Source organism: Paracoccus indicus, from assembly GCF_003056335.1.
In the GTDB taxonomy this organism is placed as follows: domain Bacteria; phylum Pseudomonadota; class Alphaproteobacteria; order Rhodobacterales; family Rhodobacteraceae; genus Paracoccus; species Paracoccus indicus.
On the sequence record NZ_PYWA01000001.1, the window covers coordinates 374,017 to 391,080 of the forward strand.

Genomic DNA, 17,064 nt, shown 5'->3' on the forward strand with positions numbered 1-17,064 from the left:
CGATGGGACAGATCATCTGCGCAGGGCTGGGACCGGGCGATCCGGGCCTGATCTCGGTCCGGGCCGACCGCGCCATCCGCAGCGCGCGCCATGTGGCCTTCTTCCGCAAGCCCGGACGGCAGGGGCAGGCACGTCGCATCGTCGAGGGCATGTTGGCGCCAGATGCCCGCGAATACCCGATGGAATACCCCGTCACGACGGAAATCCCCTTCGACAGCCCCGAATACAACGACCTGCTGGCGGCCTTCTATGACGATTGGGCCGCGCGCCTGCAGGAACTGGCAGCAACCGAGGATGTCGTCGTCCTCTGCGAGGGGGATCCCTTCCTCTATGGTTCCTTCATGCATCTCTACGTGCGGCTGCGCGACGTGGTCCCGATGCAGGTCATTCCGGGAATTCCCGGCATGGCGGGATGCTGGAACGCCAGCGGCACGCCGATCACATGGGGCGACGATGTGCTGACCGTGCTGATGGGCACCCTGCCCGAAGCCGACCTGCGCCGCCATATCGCCGCGACCGACGCACTGGTGGTGATGAAGACGGGCCGCAACCTGCCCAAGGTCCGCCGCGCCCTGGCCGCCTGCGGACGGCTGGAGGACGCCTGGCTGATCGAGCGCGGCACCATGCCCGGCCAGCGCATCGCGCGGTTGGCCGAGGTCGCCGATGCCGATTGCCCCTATTTCGCCATCGTCATGGTCCACGGACAGGGCCGCCGCCCCATGGCCCTGCCGCAGGTGGCGGAATGAGCGGCTGGATCACCGTCGCGGGTCTTGGTCCCGGCGATGACGCGCTGGTCACGCCGCAGGTCGCGCAGGCGCTGGATCAGGCCACCGATGTCATCGGCTACATCCCCTATGTCGCGCGGGTGGCGGCGCGTCCGGGGCTGGCGCTGCACCCCTCGGACAACCGGGTCGAGCTGGACCGAGCCCGCATGGCGCTGGAGATGGCGGCGGATGGCAAGCGGGTGGTGATCGTATCCTCGGGCGATCCCGGCGTCTTCGCCATGGCCTCGGCGCTGTTCGAGGCGCTGGAGGGTCAGCCCGACCGATATGACACCGACATCCGCATCCTGCCCGGCATCACCGCGATGCTGGCGGCGGCGGCGCGTGCTGGTGCGCCCTTGGGGCATGATTTCTGCGCCATCAACCTGTCGGACAACCTCAAGCCCTTCGAGCTGATCGAGCACCGCCTGCGCCACGCCGCACGGGGCGATTTCGCCATGGCCTTCTACAACCCGCGATCGCGCAGCCGCCCGCATCAATTCGCCCGCGTGCTGGAGATCCTGCGGCAGGAATGTTCCCCCGAGACGCTGGTCATCTTCGCCCGCGCCGTCACCACGCCGCAGGAGGCGCTGACCACCCTGCCCCTGTCGCAGGCCACCCCGGAAATGGCAGACATGCGGACCGTCGTGCTGGTCGGCAATTCGGCGACGCGGCGGGTCGGCAAATGGGTCTATACCCCGCGCGGGGCTTTCTGATGCAGCCAGGCCATCGCCAGTTCGGGCTGCGCGACCACATGCCGTTCGGGCATGGCGGGGCGGTCGATCATGATCACCCGCAGGCCCAGATCACGCGCGGCGGTCAGCTTGGCCTCGGCCCCCGATCCGCCCGCGTTCTTGGCGACCAGATGGGTGATGGCATGGTCGCGCATCAGCCGGGTGTCATCCGCCACGTCAAACGGCCCACGCGCGATCACCACACGCGCATCCGGCAATGGCAGGCTGTCGGGCCGATCCACCAGACGCAGCAGAAACCGATGCGGCAGGCCCGCGAAGGCCGAGAGGTTCTGTTTGCCGATGGCCAGAAAGACATGCGTCCGGTCCGGCGGCAGCGCCTGCGCCGCCTGCGCAATATCAGTGACATGGGTCCAGTCATCGCCCGCAGCCGCTTGCCATGCAGGTCGCTGCAGGACCAGCAGGGGGACGCCCGCCATATCAGCCGCGCGGACCGCATTGGTGCTGATCTGCGCCGCAAAAGGATGAGTCGCGTCGATCAGATGGGTGAAGCCGCCCTGCCGCAGATGCCGCGCCAGACCCTCGACGCCGCCGAAACCGCCGATCCGGGTCGGCAGGGGCTGCGCCACCGGGGCCGCCGTGCGTCCGGCATAGGAGAACTGCGCCTCGATGCCCGCCTCTGCCAGCAGTCGCGCCATGGCGCTGGCCTCGGATGTGCCGCCCAGCAGCAGGATGCGTGTCATGGATAAGCCTTGGCTGACGATCATCGGTTTGACCGAAGATGGCCTGCCCGGCCTGCCCGATGCAAGTCGAGAGGCTCTGGCCGCTGCCGATCTGGTTTTTGGTGGGCCTCGTCATCTGGCGCTGGCCGCGGTCGCAGACAAGGGCTGCCCCTGGCCCGTGCCCTTCGACATCGCGCCGGTTCTGGCCGCAAGGGGTCGGCGGGTGGTGGTGCTGACCTCGGGCGATCCCTTCTGGCATGGCGCGGGCGGCACGCTGGCGGGGCATCTTGCGCCCGATGAATGGATCGCGCTGCCCGCCGCGGGCGTCGTCGCGCTGGCCTGCGCACGCCTTGGCTGGCGGGCCGAGGGCGTGGTGACGCTTGGTCTGCACGCGGCGCCCTTCGCGCGGCTGCGCCTGCATCTGGCACGCGGTTGCCGCATCATCGCCACCCTGCGCGACGGAGCAGCGGTGGCCGCGCTGGCCGAATGGCTGCGTGCCCAAGGTTCAGGTTCCGCGGAGCTGACGGTGCTGGAGCGTCTTGGCGGCCCCGCCGAACGCATCCGCCGGACCCGCGCGGACGACCCTCAGCCCGACGACATCGCCGCCCCCGTGGCCGTGGCCATCGACGGCGCGGATCTGCCGCGCGGCACGGGGATCGGCACCGTTCCCGGTCGCCCCGAAGATGGCTTCACCCATGCGGGCCAGATCACCAAATCCCCCATCCGCGCGATGACGCTGGCCGCCCTTGCCCCCCGCCCGGGTGCGCTGCTGTGGGACATCGGCGGAGGCTCGGGGGCCATTTCGGTCGAATGGGCGCTGGCGGGTGGGGATGCCATCTGCATCGAGCCGCGCGCCGACCGGCTGGAGCTGATCCGCGCCAATACCGCCAGCTTCGGCGTCGGTCATCTGGTAACGCCCTTTCATGGCCGCGCCCCGGATGCGTTGTCGGATCTGCCCGAACCGGATGCGGTCTTTGTCGGTGGTGGCGGATCGGCGGCCCTGTTCGACGCGCTGTGGCCCCTGATGCCATCCGGCGCGCGACTTGTGGCCAATGCCGTGACGCTGGAGACCGAAAGCCTGCTGACCGTCCTGTCCGCCCGTTACGGCGGCGACCTGATGCGCATCGAGATCGCCCGCGCAGCTCCCTTGGGCGGCATGCGCGGCTGGCAACCTGCGCGCTCCGTCGTGCAATGGGCGGTGACGGCATGAAGGTCGCTGGCATCGGCTGCCGTGCCGACACCCCGTTGGAGGCGCTGGCCCATGCGGTCGGCAATGCGGATGTGCTGGCCACTATCCCCGAGCGTGCCGCGCTGCTTCGCCCCTTGGCCGACCATTTGGGTCTGCCCCTGCGGATCGTGTCGGTGGCGGGCGTCGAAACCCCGACCCGATCCCCGCGCGTCCAGTCGCTTCACGCCACCGGATCGGTGGCCGAGGCTGCGGCCCTTGTCGCCGCCGGACCCACCGCCCGCCTGACCGGCCCGCGCATCGCTTCGGCCTGTGGCCGGATCACCATCGCCATCGCAGAGGTTCCATGACCATCCATTTCATCGGCGCAGGCCCCGGCGCGGCCGATCTGATCACCCTGCGCGGGCGCGACCTGATCGCGGCCTGCCCCGTCTGCCTTTATGCGGGCAGCCTCGTGCCCCCCGCCCTGCTGAGCCATTGCCCGCCGGGTGCGCGGATCGTGAACACCGCGCCCCTCAGCCTTGACCAGATCATCGCGGAAATGCAGGCGGCCCACGCCGCAGGACAGGATGTGGCGCGGCTTCATTCGGGCGATCTGTCGGTCTGGTCGGCGATGGGCGAACAGCTGCGCCGTCTGCGGGCGCTGGATATCCCCGTGCAGGTCGTGCCGGGGGTGCCCTCCTTCGCAGCCGCCGCCGCCGCGCTGGAAGCCGAGCTGACCCTGCCCGGTCTGGCGCAATCGGTGGTGCTGACCCGCACGCCGGGGCGGGCATCGACCATGCCTGCGGGCGAAAGCCTGACCGCCTTCGCGGCAACCGGCGCGACGCTGGCGATCCACCTGTCGATCCATGCGCTGGACCAGGTGGTGGCCGATCTGACGCCGCATTACGGGCCTGACTGCCCCGTGGCCGTCGTCTGGCGGGCAAGCTGGCCCGACCAGCGGGTGATCCGGTCGATCCTGTCGGGCATTGCGGCGGCCGCCCAAGGCATCGACCGCACGGCGCTGATCCTTGTCGGCCCCGCCCTTGGCGCCGAGGGCTTCGACGACAGCCGCCTCTATGCCGCCGATTACGACCGCCGATACCGCCCTCTCGGTCAAGAACCGAGGTTTCCCGAATGAGCACCCCCGGACTGATGATCTCGGCCCCCGCCTCGGGGACGGGCAAGACGATGCTGATGCTGGGCCTGCTGACCGCGCTGCGGCGGCGGGGCATGGCGGTGCAGCCCTTCAAATCGGGGCCCGACTACATCGACCCGGCATTCCATACGGCGGCATCCGGGCGGGCGTCCTTCAACCTGGATGCCTGGGCGATGCAGCCGGGGCGGATCATCGGTCATGTGACGGGACAGCCCGATGCCGACATCATTCTGGCCGAAGGGTCGATGGGGCTGTTCGACGGGGTGGCGACGCCCGGCGAAACCGGCATCGGTTCCAGCGCCGAGGTGGCGCAGATGATGGGCTGGCCGGTCGTGCTGATCCTCGACGTCTCGGGCCAGGCGCAATCGGCGGCGGCGGTGGCGCGGGGCTTTGCGACGCTGCGGCCCGATCTGCCCTTTGCGGGCGTGGTGCTGAACCGCGTGGCCTCACCCCGCCACGACGCCCTGATCCGCGAAGGCATGGCCGAGGCGGGCATCACCGTCCTGGGCGCCCTGCCCCGGCAAGGCAACATCACCCTGCCCGAACGCCACCTGGGACTGGTGCAGGCCGAGGAAACCCCCGAACTGCAGGCCATCCTTGACCACGCGGGCGATTTCGTCGGCGCGCATTGCGATCTGGACGCCATCATCGCCGCCGCCGCCAGCCGCGCCCTGCCCGAGGCCGATGCACCCCTGCCGATCGTCCCGCCGGGGGGCCGCATCGCGCTGGCCCGCGATGCGGCCTTCAGCTTCACCTATCCCCATGTCCTGCAGGCGTGGCGCAAGGCGGGGGCCACGATCCTGCCGTTTTCGCCGCTTGCGAATGAAGCCCCCGATAACAGCGCCGATTGCTGCTGGCTGCCGGGCGGTTATCCCGAACTGCACGCGCCGAAACTGGCCGCCGCCAACAATTTCCGCGACGCCATGCACCGCTTTGCCGCGACGCGCCCCGTTCATGGCGAATGCGGCGGCTACATGGCGCTTGGGGCGGGGCTGGTCGATGCGGGGGGCGAACGCCACCGCATGCTGGGCCTGCTGGGGTTGGAAACCAGCTATCACAAGCGCCGCATGCATCTGGGATACCGCCGCGCCGATCTGGTCGCACCCTTCCCGGGCATCGGTCAACAAGCGTTGCGAGGGCATGAGTTCCGCTATGCCTCGATCACCGATCAGCCGGATGCGCCGCTGGCCCGCGTCACGGATGCCAATGGCGCGGCGGTGCCCGAAACCGGGTCCTTCCGCGCCACCCATGGCGGTCAGGTCACCGGCACCTTCTTTCACATGATCGCCCCCGCGGCGACTTGACGCGCGCGGGCCGATCACGTCTATCTGATCCCCTGAATGGTGCCCGTGAAGACGCCCAAGCGTCGGGCTTCATCGGGAATGAGGAAGGGTGGACCCAATCGCGGCACCCGAAGCCTCAGCCGCCCCCGCGACTGTATGCGGAGAGCGTGCGTCACTTGTGTCACTGGGCCGGAGCGCCCGGGAAGGCCGACGCCACGCGCTGACCCGCAAGCCAGGAAACCGGCCATGCAGAGAATTTTCCCGCCGTCGGGGATGACGGCTACAGGAGACTGAACATGCATATCGAACATGGCGTCGTGACCGGCGCCAAGCTGATCCTTGGCTATGCCACCGCAGCCACGGCAGGCATCTATACCCTGAAGATCGCCTTTGATGCCCTTCGCGAGCGCGGGCTTCTGTCGCTGGCAGGCCGCAGCCTGCTGGCCACCATCGCCACCTTCATCTTTTTCCAGGTGCTGCCCACCGCCCCCGTCGGCGTCTCCGAGGTTCACCTGATCATGGGGTCCACCCTGTTCCTGCTGTTCGGCGCGGCGCCTGCGGCCATCGGGCTGGCGCTTGGGCTGCTGACGCAGGGGCTGTTCTTTGCACCCGCCGATCTGCCGCAATACGGGATGAACGTCACCTCGCTTCTGGTGCCGCTGTTCGCAGTGTCGGCGCTGGCTGGCCGGATCATCGCGCCGAAAACCGCCTATGTCGATCTGACATACGGTCAGGCGCTGGCGCTGTCGACGGCGTTCCAGGGCGGGATCGTTGCATGGGTCGCCTTCTGGGCCTTCTATGGTCAGGGAATCGAGGCATGGTCCGGCGTCGCGACCTTCGGCGCGGCCTATATGCTGGTCATCGCGCTGGAGCCGCTGGTCGATCTGGCCGTGCTGGCAGGCGCCAAATCCATGCGCGGGCTGGGCCGGACCGGGCTGGTCACGCAGCGCCTCTACGCATGATCGCGCTGACCCTGATCGGGATCGGCACGGGCAATCCGGACCAACTGACCCTGCAGGCGATCACCGCCATGCAGCAGGCGGATCTGGTGCTGATCCCGCTGAAGGGTGACGACAAGGCCGATCTGGCGGGCATCCGCCGTGCCATGCTGGATCGGCATCTGACCAAAGGGACGGTGCAGCTGGCGGAGTTTGAGCTGCCTCGCCGCGATGCAGGCGACCCCGACTATCTGGGCGGGGTCGATCGCTGGCACGATGCCATCGCGGACGCCTGGCGCGGCCAGATCGATCGCCACCTGCCCGATGGCGGCAAGGTGGCGCTGCTGGTCTGGGGCGATCCGTCGCTTTACGACAGTAGCCTGCGGATCGCGGCACGGCTGGATCTGGCGGTCTCGGTCATTCCCGGCATCACCGCCATTCAGGCACTTTGCGCGGCCCATGCCATTCCGCTAAACGATCTGGGCGCCCCGGTGCAGATCACCACCGGGCGCCAATTGCGCGACCACGGCTGGCCCGAGGGCGTCGAGCGGGTGGTCGTCATGCTGGACGGCGGCTGCGCCTTCGACCGGATGCCGGGGCAGACCCGCATCTGGTGGGGGGCCTTCCTCGGCATGCCGCAGCAGATGCTGGAGCATGGCACGGTCGCGCAGGTCGGCCCCCGCATCATCGACAGACGCGCCGCCGCAAGGGCCGCGCATGGCTGGATCATGGACTGCTATCTGCTGGCGCGGACCTAGAAAAGGAAGATGTCGTCGGCCACATCCTGAACCGAGATGCCCTGCCCCTGCACCAGGATGCGGTTGTTGCCTGACAGGTCGATCACCACGCCATCGGCGGTCTGGCGGATATGATCTTCCATGAAATCGGCCATCGATCCGGGGACCAGCCGATCCGCGATCAGCAGGCGATCCTGCCCTGCGGTGAAATCGGTGACCGTATCGCGGCCGATGGTGCCCCCGAAGATGAACTGATCCGCGCCCGCCCCACCGGTCAGACGGTCCGCCCCCGCCCCTCCGATCAGCGTGTCGCGGCCAAGCCCGCCATCCAGCGTATCGTTGCCGCCGCCGCCCAGCAGGCGGTCGTGGTCCGCCTGCCCGAACAGGCGGTCGTTGCCCGCATCCCCCTTCAGGTGGTCACGACCCGCGCCGCCCAGCAGACTGTCCGAACCCGCCCCGCCTGAAAGGACGTCGCGGCCCATCTGCCCGACAAGCCGGTCGCTTCCCTTCTGACCCATCAGGAAGTCATGCCCCTGGCCGCCGCGCAGCACGTCGTCGCCTGCGCCCCCCGCGATCAGGTCATCGCCGCCCCGGCCCGACAGCGTGTTGTCGGCAGCGCCCTTGATGATGCGGTCATCCGCGCCCGTTCCCGTGGGGTTTGGCGACAGAGGGTCATGCGCGTCCAGCCAAGCGGCTTTGGACATGGCCCCCATGAAGGGGCGGTCGATCTGCGTGACCGTGACCCCCGCCGCCAGATCCAGGTTCACCTCCCCCAGCGTCGAGGCGAAATTCTGCGTGGCCATGACGATCTGATGGCCGTTGAAATCGCCAACCTGAAGCCCGATGCCGATGTATTCGACGTCCGGGTCCAGAATATTGGCGCGGTGACCGGGGCTGTTCATCAGGTTGCGATGCAGCTGCTCGACCTCGTCCAACAGCGATCCGTCCCGATCGACCGAGATGTAGGCCAGGTTCTCGGTCACGCGCCAGCTGACCTCTAGCGGGAAATCGGCAGCGCGTACGCGGTCGGTCGCCGAGGATCCACCCGCGCCCCGATGCGAAAAGACGTCGTTGCGCAGCATCCACCCGCTATGGCTGTTCGACGAATCGTTCAGATGGGTTTCCAGTGTTACTGGGCGCAGGCCCTCGGCGGCGCGGGCGCGGTTGACCAGTTCAAGGAAATATCGTTCGGCTTCGGTGGCTTGCGACATGGGATCCTCTGACATCAGATGGGTGATCTTGGCCCATCAGGTGCCTTCGACCAAATACGATATGCATCGAATGCCATCGATCCGGGCGCAGCGGGCTGCAATCCCAAGTTGCATTAGCAGAAGACGGTCGCAAATCGAAGCGTGGACCTTGCCAGACTGACAAAAGTCAATCGCCGGCCCCGCGGGGGGGCCGGCGATAAGCGCCTTATGCCTGCAGGCTGCGGACGCCCACCTCACCCTCGCCGCGCGACTTGATCGCGGCGACGGCCGCGATGCTGGCCGCGGCGGTGGTGAAATAGGGGATCTTGTCATAGAGGGCGACGGCACGGATCTCGCGGCTGTCGGCGATGGCCTGCACGCCCTCGGTCGTATTCAGGACCATCGCGATCTCGCCGTTCTTCAGACGGTCGACGATGTTGGGACGCCCCTCGTAGACCTTGTTGACGCGCTGCGTCTGAACGCCTGCGGCGGCCAGGAAATCGGCCGTGCCCGAGGTGCTCATCAGCGTGAAGCCCATGGCCACCAGATCGCGCGCAGCCTCGGCCAGCGCCTCGGATTTGTCGGTATCCTTGACCGAGACGAAGACGCAACCCTCATGCGGCAGGGCCACGCCCGCGCCCATCTGCGCCTTGAGGAAGGCGCGCGCGAAGTTGCGGTCCCAGCCCATCACCTCGCCCGTGGAGCGCATTTCCGGCCCCAGCAGCGTGTCGACGCCGGGGAAGCGGGCGAAGGGCAGCACGGCCTCCTTGACGCTGAACCACGGCGTGATCGGATCGGCCAGGGTCAGGGGATCGGCGAAGGGCAGATCGTCCTCGGGGCCGGCATCGGCGGGATAGGGCGCACGCTCGGGGAAGTTCGACATCGGCTCGCCCGCCATCAGACGTGCAGCGATCGAGGCGATGGCGCTGTCGGTGGCCTTGGCGACGAAGGGCACTGTGCGGCTGGCGCGGGGGTTCACCTCGAGGACGAAGATCTGGCCGTCCTTCAACGCGAACTGCACGTTCATCAGGCCGACCACATGCAGGGCGCGGGCCATGGCGACCGTCTGGCGCTTGATCTCGGCGATGGTCTCGGGGGAAAGCGTATGCGGGGGCAGCGAACAGGCGCTGTCGCCCGAATGGACGCCCGCTTCCTCGATATGCTCCATGATGCCCGCGACATGGACGTTCTCGCCGTCCGAGAGGGCATCGACGTCCACCTCGATCGCGCCGGTCAGATAGCTGTCCAGCAGCACCGGGTTCTTGCCCGAGACATTGACCGCCTCGGTGATGTAGCGGCGCAGGTGGTCCATGTCGCGCACGATCTCCATCCCGCGCCCACCCAGGACATAGGATGGGCGGATCACCAGCGGGAAGCCGATGTCGGCGGCGATGGCCATGGCCTGTTCGTCGGTGCTGGCGATGCCGTTCACGGGCTGGCGCAGGTCCAGACGGTTCAGCAGATCCTGGAAGCGTTCGCGATCCTCGGCCAGGTCGATGGCGTCGGGTGTGGTACCCAGGATCGGGATGCCCTCGGCCTCCAGCGCATTGGCCAGCTTCAGGGGCGTCTGGCCGCCGAACTGGACGATGACGCCGTGCAGCGTGCCGTTCTGCTGTTCGGTGTGCAGGATTTCCAGCACGTGTTCGAAGGTCAGCGGCTCGAAGTACAGGCGGTCGCTGGTGTCATAATCGGTGCTGACCGTTTCCGGGTTGCAGTTGACCATGATGGTTTCATAGCCCGCATCCGTCAGCGCATAGCAGGCGTGGCAGCAGCAATAGTCGAACTCGATCCCCTGACCGATCCGGTTCGGACCGCCACCCAGGATGACGACCTTCTTTGCGTCGGTCGGGCGGGATTCGCATTCCACGTCGCCCATCGCGGGCGCTTCATAGGTGGAATACATATAGGGGGTCTGCGCCTCGAATTCGGCGGCGCAGGTATCGATGCGCTTGAAGACGGGGCGGATGTCCAAGGCGCGGCGGGCGCGGCGCACGGCCTCTTCGTCCTGGCCGGTCAGATGTGCGAGGCGGGCGTCGGTAAAGCCCATCATCTTCAACTGGCGCAGGTCGTCGGCATCCTGCGGCAGGCCGTTTTCGCGGACCTGATGTTCGGCATCGACGATCTCGCGGATGCGGGCCAGGAACCAGGGATCGAAGCTGGTGACGCGCTGGATCTCATCGTTGGACAGGCCGAAGCGCATCGCCTCGGCGATGACGCGGATGCGGTCGGGGGTTGCCTTGGACAGCGCTGCGATCACGGCGGGCTTGCCCTGTTCGGCGGCGCCTTCGATGGCGATCTCATCCAGACCGGTCAGCCCGTTTTCCATCGCGCAAAGCGCCTTTTGCAGCGATTCGTGGAAGCTGCGGCCGATGGCCATCACCTCGCCCACGGATTTCATGGCGGTGGTCAGGTCGGGCTTGCTGCCGGGGAATTTCTCGAAGGCGAAACGCGGGATCTTGGTGACGACATAGTCGATGCTGGGCTCGAAGCTGGCGGGCGTCACCTTGGTGATGTCGTTGTCCAGCTCGTCCAAGGTATAGCCCACGGCAAGTTTCGCGGCGATCTTGGCGATGGGGAAACCCGTGGCCTTCGACGCCAGCGCCGAGCTGCGCGAGACGCGGGGGTTCATCTCGATCACGACCATGCGGCCGTCTTCAGGGTTGATCGCCCATTGCACGTTCGAGCCGCCGGTTTCGACGCCGATCTCACGCAGGACGGCGATGCTGCCGTTGCGCATGATCTGGTATTCGCGGTCGGTCAGGGTCAGCGCGGGGGCGACCGTGATGCTGTCGCCGGTATGGACGCCCATCGGGTCGACGTTCTCGATGGCGCAGACGATGATGGCGTTGTCGTTGCGGTCGCGCACGACCTCCATCTCGTATTCTTTCCAGCCCAACAGGGATTCGTCGACCAGCACCTGCGCCATGGGCGAGGCATCCAGCCCCGAACGCACGATCCGTTCATAGTCGTCGCGGTTATAGGCCACGCCGCCGCCGGTGCCGCCCAAGGTGAAGGCGGGGCGGATGATGGCGGGCAGGCCGATCTCCTCCAGCGCCTCCATGGCCTGGGTGACACCGGCGTTGATGTCATATTTACCCGATGCCAACTTGGGGGCCGCGATGATGGTGGCCTTGGGGTTCTCGATGCCGATGCGGTCCATCGCCTCGCGGAACAGCTTGCGGTCCTCGGCCATCTCGATGGCGCTGCGCTGCGCGCCGATCAGTTCGACGCCATAGCGGTTCAGCGCGCCATTGTCGGCCAAGGCCAGCGCCGTGTTTAGACCGGTCTGCCCGCCCATCGTCGGCAGAAGCGCGTCGGGGCGTTCCTTGGCGATGATCTTCTCGACGATCTCGGGGGTGATCGGCTCGATATAGGTGGCATCGGCCATTTCCGGATCGGTCATGATCGTCGCAGGGTTCGAGTTGACCAAGATGACCCGGTATCCTTCCTCGCGCAGGGCCTTGCAGGCCTGGGCGCCGGAATAGTCGAATTCGCAGGCTTGGCCGATGACGATCGGTCCTGCCCCGATGATCAGGATCGATTTGATGTCGGTTCTTTTCGGCATGGTCTTGCCCCCGGGCTTGGATGATGGATCGCGGCAAATCGTCCGGGGTTATAGCCAAGCAAGGCTTGGACGCAAGGTGCGGCAAGCGGGCAAGGGGCCTAAAACTGGCCCTGCGTCAGCTTTGTCGCGATCGGCACGCTCGTCAAGTCCGCGATGCGCAAGACCCAAGGGTTTCAGGCCCGATCACAGACCGGTCAGCAGGGTCAGCGCCGCGCTGTAGCGATTCTGCGCGACGCTTTCGGTCAGCTGCGACCGCGCCATGAAGGTCACCATCAGCTTTTCGGTCACCTCGGGGGTGGTGATGTCCTTAAAGCTGGAACTGCCGAGAATACGTTCGGCCGCACCCATGAATTCTTCAAGCTGCCTTTCGACCGGAAGGTTGCCATAGCTGGATCCGAAGCCGAAGGCCCCTTCGAAGACCTTCTTCAGTGGCTGGTTGCCGATCACCTCGTACCACAAGGTCTTGTCGGTCGAGCTGCGCCCCTGTATCGCCTTCAGCTCGCGCGTGGCATTCAAGGCAAGGCGCATGTTTTCGTCGCTTTCGCCGACCCGCTTTTCATATTCGCGCTGCACAAAGGCCTCGGACACGGTTTCCGCCAGATCCGTTGCGGGGGTTTGGCTGCCAAAACCGAAGGCCTCGGCCAGCTTCAGATAGCGCTTGTCGGCCAGTCGGTTCACCAGGCTGCTCTTGTCGCTGGTATCGGATTCCAGGACCTTCTGGATGAAGGCCTTGTTGGCGATGTCCCCTTCAAGACCGAAGGCGGAGAGGGCCGTGTTCAGCAGGCTATAGTCCTTGACCAACTCCTCGGCCTTGGCCGCCTTGACGATGTTGTCCTTGAAGTACGTGGTCGAGCGGACAACGACCGGGTCCTTGGCAACCATCTCCAGCTGGCGCGCCTCGGTGCGCTGCAGGGTCTTCCATCCGGCAAGGCCGCCGATGCCGATGGCGATCGCACTCATGGCATCATCCCGCAGCGGCGGCGAACAGGCGGGCTTCGCGCGGCAGAAGTTCGCGCAGCTTGCGCATCGCCTGATAGGGGTTCTGGTCGATCGCCGCCTGCGTCGCATCAGCCAGCAAAAGGCGGCTGTCGCGATCCTCGAAGACCTGGCTCAGCTGTTCGATGGCGACCAACAGCTGCTGGCGGCCTTGCCCCGGATCGGCATCGCCCGACAGGATCAGCTGGGCGATATAGCAGGCACGCGACACGGGCGTGGCCGCCTTCTCGGGGTGGATGGCATCGCGCAGCCGCAGCACGTTCACATTCGGCGTCTTGATGGCGATCCGCGTGCGCCGGTCCCCGTTCTCGATCACGGCGCCATTGATCAGCACCCTTTCGTTCGGGGCCAGCTTCAGGACAAGGCCGCTCATGCGCCGACCTCGCCGCGCAAGCCGCGCATGACGGTCATGTTGATGTCGATCAGCGGATCCGAAACCGCCTCGCCCGCGAGGACGGCATGGCCGTGACGGATCGAGAAGCTGGCAAGGGACAGCAGTCCCGCCTTGGTGGCATCGGGCAGGCCGTTGCCGGGATCCGCCAGGTCGATGGCCAGCAGCGTCCAGAGTTCGTTGTTCTTGTGGACGGCCATGATGGTGTCACCGTTGTCCGCCGTCTGCCCCGCCTGACGCATCATGCGCGTCACCCGCGAGAAGACATCGTATTCCGCATCCCGCGCCGTGCGCAGGCCGCTTGTCTTGTACCCATGCTGGGTCAGTGGCGTTACCGCGTTCAAACTCGTGTTCCCGTTCTGGAATGGTGATGGGGGTCAGGGGGCGCGCTTCGGCGCCCCCTGTGCTGTCATCAGCGGAACAGCGACATGACGGCCGAGGGCGACTGGTTCGCAATCGACAGCGCCTGGATGCCCAGCTGCTGTTGCGTCTGCAGCGCCTGCAGGCGGGCGGACGCCTCTTCCATATCGGTATCGACCAGCGAGCCGACGCCTTGCTTCAGCGAGTCGCCCAGCTTGCCGACGAAATTCGCCTGGTCGCTGACACGCTTGCCGTCAGAACCCAGCTGCGCCGCGCCTTTGACCGAGGCGTCGATCATGGTTTCGATCGCCGTGACCATGGCTTCGGCCGAGGCAGTGTCGGTGATGCCGGTGTAGTCCGAGGACACACCCGTCGCCAGATCGAGGTTCAACCCGCCTTGCAGATCGACGGATGCGATGTCGATGCGGTTGGCGGTCGTTTCCGCCGTGCCGTTGACACGGTCGAGCGAACCCACGACGCTCATCGAGGTGCCGGTCTTCAGCAGGTTCACACCGTTCAGCTGCGTCCCCGAGATGACCGAGGCGATCTGCTTGAACTTGGCGTCGATATCCGTGTCGATCTTGGCGAAGTCGGCGGTGCTGACGGTTGCCCCGATGGCCAGGTCCTTGATTTCCTGCAGCAGGTTGGTGACCTGCTCGGCCCCCGTGCGCGAGGTTGCGACGGTCGCGTCGGCCACGTTCAGGTTCGACTGGATCGCCTTGAACGCCGACTGGTCGGTTTCCATCACCTTCGAGATGGCCCAGACAGCCGCGTTGTCCTTGGCGTTCGCCACCGATTTGCCGGTCGCGATGTCGCTCTGGGTTTTACCCAGTTGCGAGTTGATCGACTTCAGGGTCTGAAGTGCGACGATCGAGCTGTTGTTGGTCAGAATGCTGGACATGTTGTCCTCCGTCAAAAGGTGCTTTGCACCGGGGTTTGCATTGATGGCCTTCTGACCGGACGGGCCTTTGCCCTGCGCCTTTTCTGGCATGTCACCGTTCTAACCGGCGGTGATTTACAACTAGTGAATGCAGGGCCTCCTCTCAAACAAACCTTGCGGTGCATTTTATCAAAATCTTTGCGGTGACGCGGCCCGGGTCGCGGTGACCGTCCTGCGCCCCAAGGCGTCATAGGTCTGCAGGCTGCGCGCGGCCTGGATGATCGCGCGCACCTGATCCGCGGCCTGTTGCGCGCCCGACAGGGATGCCTGCGCCAGATCGCGCAGTTCGGCCAGTGCCGGTTCCAGCGCCTGTCTGGTGCCCGCATCGACGCCGTGACGGGTTGCCGTGCGGACCAGATCCTCGATCCGGGCCAGGGCGGCCTGCGGATCACCGGCCAGCAGCGCGGCGCGAATCTGGCCGATCTGGCGCGTCAGGGCGCGGCTCATGATGCAGCCCTGCCAAGGCTGCGCGACAGGCCGAGGTCAAGGCGCCCCGCCAGGCTGGTGGCATATTCGCGCGTCAGGAAGCTGTTGAACTGATCCTCTCCGGCGCCGCCCGAGAATTCGCCCTTCATCGAGGTGGGGCCGCAGTATTTCAGCATCTCTTCCAGGAACGCCTGTTCCAGTTTCGATTCGACGACCGCCCGCGGGCTGGCCGTCTGTGCGGGGACGATAGGCTCGATCTTCATGGGGTTTCCCGTCAATGTCTGCATGCGTCCAAATAAGCAGGCAGCCGTAAATAATTGGTAAGGAATCCGGGCTAGACAGGCAGAAACCACGGGGGCCGACATGCCTGAGATACAAGCCATCACCAGCCCGATCCAGCTTGCCGAGATGCCGTCCGGCACGGCCCCCGACCAGCCGGTCGTCGATTCGGGCTTCGAGCCGATCTTGCTGGACCGGACCGTGGCCGCCATGCAGGTCGCGCCACGGGCATTGGCGACGGCTCTGCCCGCGATCCCGAAGGGTGATCCGCTGGCCCAATGGCTGGAACAGGCCAGCGGCATCAGCGCGGATTTCACGCCGCCCGCGACCACCCTCCCCCCCGAGATCGAGGCGATGATCGCCACGCCCCAGCCTGTGGTCGTCATCGACGAGGCCGAGGTTCTGACGGACGCCCCCCCGGCGTTGCCGGTCGATGCCCCGTTGGGGCCGAAGGGCACTGTGGCAATGAAGGCGGCCTCTGCCGAGGAAACCGTCGAGATTGCAGATCTGGCCCCTACCCCCGAGATGGCCGATCAAGCCGAACATGAGCAAGCGGCCACGCGCACCGTCGCAACGCCTCCGGACATGCACATCGCCGCCCCGATCGCTTCGATTCACGTTCCCAACGACAAGGCAGCACCCGGCCAAGGGCTTGTCGTGCCGTCTGTACAGCCCCTTCTGAGGCCCTTCCAGGCGACGCCTGCCATTGCCCCCTCTGCGCAAGCAGGGATCGCCCCGGCAACTGCAACCCGGTCGACGCCGGTCCAGGCAGTCTCTGCCGCGACCATGCTGTCCGAACCCGCGACGGCGCTTCAGCCCGAAACTGCGATTGCCCCCGATGCGCCGGTCGATACGCCGCCCCCCTTGAACCGCGCCGGGTTCGTGGCCGAGGGTGCGGCGCAGGTATCGCGGCCGCTGCCTCAGGCCCTGCGCGAGGCTGTCGTCACCGCCGAACAGATGCCCATGCCCGATGCATCGCCGCTGCAACAGCACCGCGGCGATGCCCCACAGGCGACCCCGACCGGACAGCCGCAGCAGGCCTCGCCCCATGCGCCTGCGCCCCATGCCGATCCGCGCCCGGTGATGCAGCAGGTCACCTTGGCCATGGTCACGACGCGCAAGGATGCCACCGAGATCGCCTTGGCCCCCGAGGAACTTGGCCGGCTCCGCCTAGTCATCTCGGGTCCCGACCGCAACCATGTCACCATCTGGGCCGAACGCCCCGAAACGCTGGACTTGGTGCGCCGCAATGCCGACATGCTGACCCAGCACCTGCAGGACGCCGGGATCGAGACCGCGGACATGGAATTTCGCCGGGACGACAGCGGCCCTTGGCACAGCGACGATCGGGGCCACACCTCGGCAGAGGCTGAGGGCGGCGAGACCCCGATGATCACCCGCGTCCAGATCACCCCGCCTTCCAGCGACCGCCGCGTCGATATCAGGCTATAGGAGAGACC

18 protein-coding genes and 1 riboswitch are annotated in these 17,064 nt (G+C 66.7%); of the genes, 9 read left to right on the forward strand and 9 right to left on the reverse strand.

From position 1 onward, the window contains the following. Nucleotides 1-2 precede the first annotated feature (2 nt). Both DDE75_RS01910 and cobJ read left to right on the forward strand, forming a co-directional pair. Nucleotides 3-746 (forward strand): precorrin-2 C(20)-methyltransferase, encoded by a 744-nt coding sequence (locus DDE75_RS01910; protein WP_108500683.1) that lies wholly within the window; start codon nt 3-5, stop codon nt 744-746. Then, the gene (gene cobJ, locus DDE75_RS01915) at nt 743-1,477 is read left to right on the forward strand and encodes a precorrin-3B C(17)-methyltransferase (protein WP_108500684.1); all 735 of its coding nucleotides are present in this window, start codon (nt 743-745) and stop codon (nt 1,475-1,477) included. Before DDE75_RS01910 ends, cobJ begins: the two co-directional genes overlap by 4 nt. Here the strand turns inward: cobJ and DDE75_RS01920 are convergent. Further along, the gene (locus tag DDE75_RS01920) at nt 1,453-2,196 is read right to left on the reverse strand and encodes a cobalt-precorrin-6A reductase (protein ID WP_108500685.1); all 744 of its coding nucleotides are present in this window, start codon (nt 2,194-2,196) and stop codon (nt 1,453-1,455) included. The genes cobJ and DDE75_RS01920 overlap by 25 nt on opposite strands. On the opposite strand from DDE75_RS01920, the gene cbiE reads away from it, so the two are divergent. From cbiE to cobF, 6 genes are all read left to right on the forward strand, one after another. After that, a complete protein-coding gene (gene cbiE, locus DDE75_RS01925; protein ID WP_108500686.1) occupies nt 2,195-3,385 on the forward strand; it encodes a precorrin-6y C5,15-methyltransferase (decarboxylating) subunit CbiE in 1,191 nt (396 codons plus the stop codon). The two genes, DDE75_RS01920 and cbiE, sit on opposite strands and share 2 nt — an antisense overlap. Then, nucleotides 3,382-3,711 (forward strand): cobalamin biosynthesis protein, encoded by a 330-nt coding sequence (locus DDE75_RS01930; protein ID WP_108500890.1) that lies wholly within the window; start codon nt 3,382-3,384, stop codon nt 3,709-3,711. Before cbiE ends, DDE75_RS01930 begins: the two co-directional genes overlap by 4 nt. Next, complete coding sequence (cobM, locus tag DDE75_RS01935) at nt 3,708-4,481, forward strand: precorrin-4 C(11)-methyltransferase (RefSeq protein ID WP_108500687.1); 774 nt, start codon at nt 3,708-3,710, stop codon at nt 4,479-4,481. The genes DDE75_RS01930 and cobM overlap by 4 nt, the downstream gene beginning before the upstream one ends. Beyond that, nucleotides 4,478-5,803: a cobyrinate a,c-diamide synthase gene (locus DDE75_RS01940; protein WP_108500688.1), complete on the forward strand. Its 1,326-nt coding sequence runs from the start codon at nt 4,478-4,480 to the stop codon at nt 5,801-5,803. The genes cobM and DDE75_RS01940 overlap by 4 nt, the downstream gene beginning before the upstream one ends. A 20-nt stretch (nt 5,804-5,823) precedes the next feature. After that, nucleotides 5,824-6,045, forward strand: a riboswitch (cobalamin riboswitch). Nucleotides 6,046-6,078: 33 nt separating this feature from the next. Beyond that, a complete protein-coding gene (locus DDE75_RS01945; RefSeq protein WP_108500689.1) occupies nt 6,079-6,744 on the forward strand; it encodes an energy-coupling factor ABC transporter permease in 666 nt (221 codons plus the stop codon). Beyond that, nucleotides 6,741-7,478: a precorrin-6A synthase (deacetylating) gene (cobF, locus tag DDE75_RS01950; RefSeq protein ID WP_108500690.1), complete on the forward strand. Its 738-nt coding sequence runs from the start codon at nt 6,741-6,743 to the stop codon at nt 7,476-7,478. The genes DDE75_RS01945 and cobF overlap by 4 nt, the downstream gene beginning before the upstream one ends. On the opposite strand, the gene DDE75_RS01955 is transcribed toward cobF, so the two are convergent. From DDE75_RS01955 to DDE75_RS01990, 8 genes are all read right to left on the reverse strand, one after another. Next, nucleotides 7,475-8,668 carry a CAP domain-containing protein gene (locus DDE75_RS01955; RefSeq protein ID WP_108500691.1) on the reverse strand — a complete coding sequence of 398 codons (1,194 nt, stop codon included), beginning with the start codon at nt 8,666-8,668 and terminating at the stop codon, nt 7,475-7,477. The genes cobF and DDE75_RS01955 overlap by 4 nt on opposite strands. 205 nt (nt 8,669-8,873) lie before the next feature. Then, nucleotides 8,874-12,212 (reverse strand): carbamoyl-phosphate synthase large subunit, encoded by a 3,339-nt coding sequence (carB, locus tag DDE75_RS01960; RefSeq protein WP_108500692.1) that lies wholly within the window; start codon nt 12,210-12,212, stop codon nt 8,874-8,876. Between the two features lie 183 nt (nt 12,213-12,395). Then, nucleotides 12,396-13,172, reverse strand: coding sequence for a DUF1217 domain-containing protein (locus DDE75_RS01965; RefSeq protein WP_162798872.1), 777 nt, complete (start codon nt 13,170-13,172; stop codon nt 12,396-12,398). Nucleotides 13,173-13,176: 4 nt separating this feature from the next. Further along, complete coding sequence (gene flbT / locus DDE75_RS01970) at nt 13,177-13,581, reverse strand: flagellar biosynthesis repressor FlbT (RefSeq protein ID WP_108500694.1); 405 nt, start codon at nt 13,579-13,581, stop codon at nt 13,177-13,179. Then, the gene (gene flaF, locus DDE75_RS01975; RefSeq protein WP_108500695.1) at nt 13,578-13,943 is read right to left on the reverse strand and encodes a flagellar biosynthesis regulator FlaF; all 366 of its coding nucleotides are present in this window, start codon (nt 13,941-13,943) and stop codon (nt 13,578-13,580) included. Before flaF ends, flbT begins: the two co-directional genes overlap by 4 nt. A gap of 68 nt (nt 13,944-14,011) precedes the next feature. Beyond that, the gene (locus tag DDE75_RS01980) at nt 14,012-14,860 is read right to left on the reverse strand and encodes a flagellin N-terminal helical domain-containing protein (RefSeq protein WP_108500891.1); all 849 of its coding nucleotides are present in this window, start codon (nt 14,858-14,860) and stop codon (nt 14,012-14,014) included. 168 nt (nt 14,861-15,028) lie between these two features. Beyond that, complete coding sequence (locus tag DDE75_RS01985) at nt 15,029-15,346, reverse strand: hypothetical protein (protein WP_108500696.1); 318 nt, start codon at nt 15,344-15,346, stop codon at nt 15,029-15,031. After that, nucleotides 15,343-15,588: a rod-binding protein gene (locus tag DDE75_RS01990; protein WP_108500697.1), complete on the reverse strand. Its 246-nt coding sequence runs from the start codon at nt 15,586-15,588 to the stop codon at nt 15,343-15,345. Before DDE75_RS01990 ends, DDE75_RS01985 begins: the two co-directional genes overlap by 4 nt. A 100-nt stretch (nt 15,589-15,688) precedes the next feature. Here DDE75_RS01990 and fliK point away from each other — a divergent pair, with 100 nt between their 5' ends. After that, nucleotides 15,689-17,056 (forward strand): flagellar hook-length control protein FliK, encoded by a 1,368-nt coding sequence (fliK, locus tag DDE75_RS01995; RefSeq protein ID WP_108500698.1) that lies wholly within the window; start codon nt 15,689-15,691, stop codon nt 17,054-17,056. Nucleotides 17,057-17,064 lie beyond the last annotated feature (8 nt).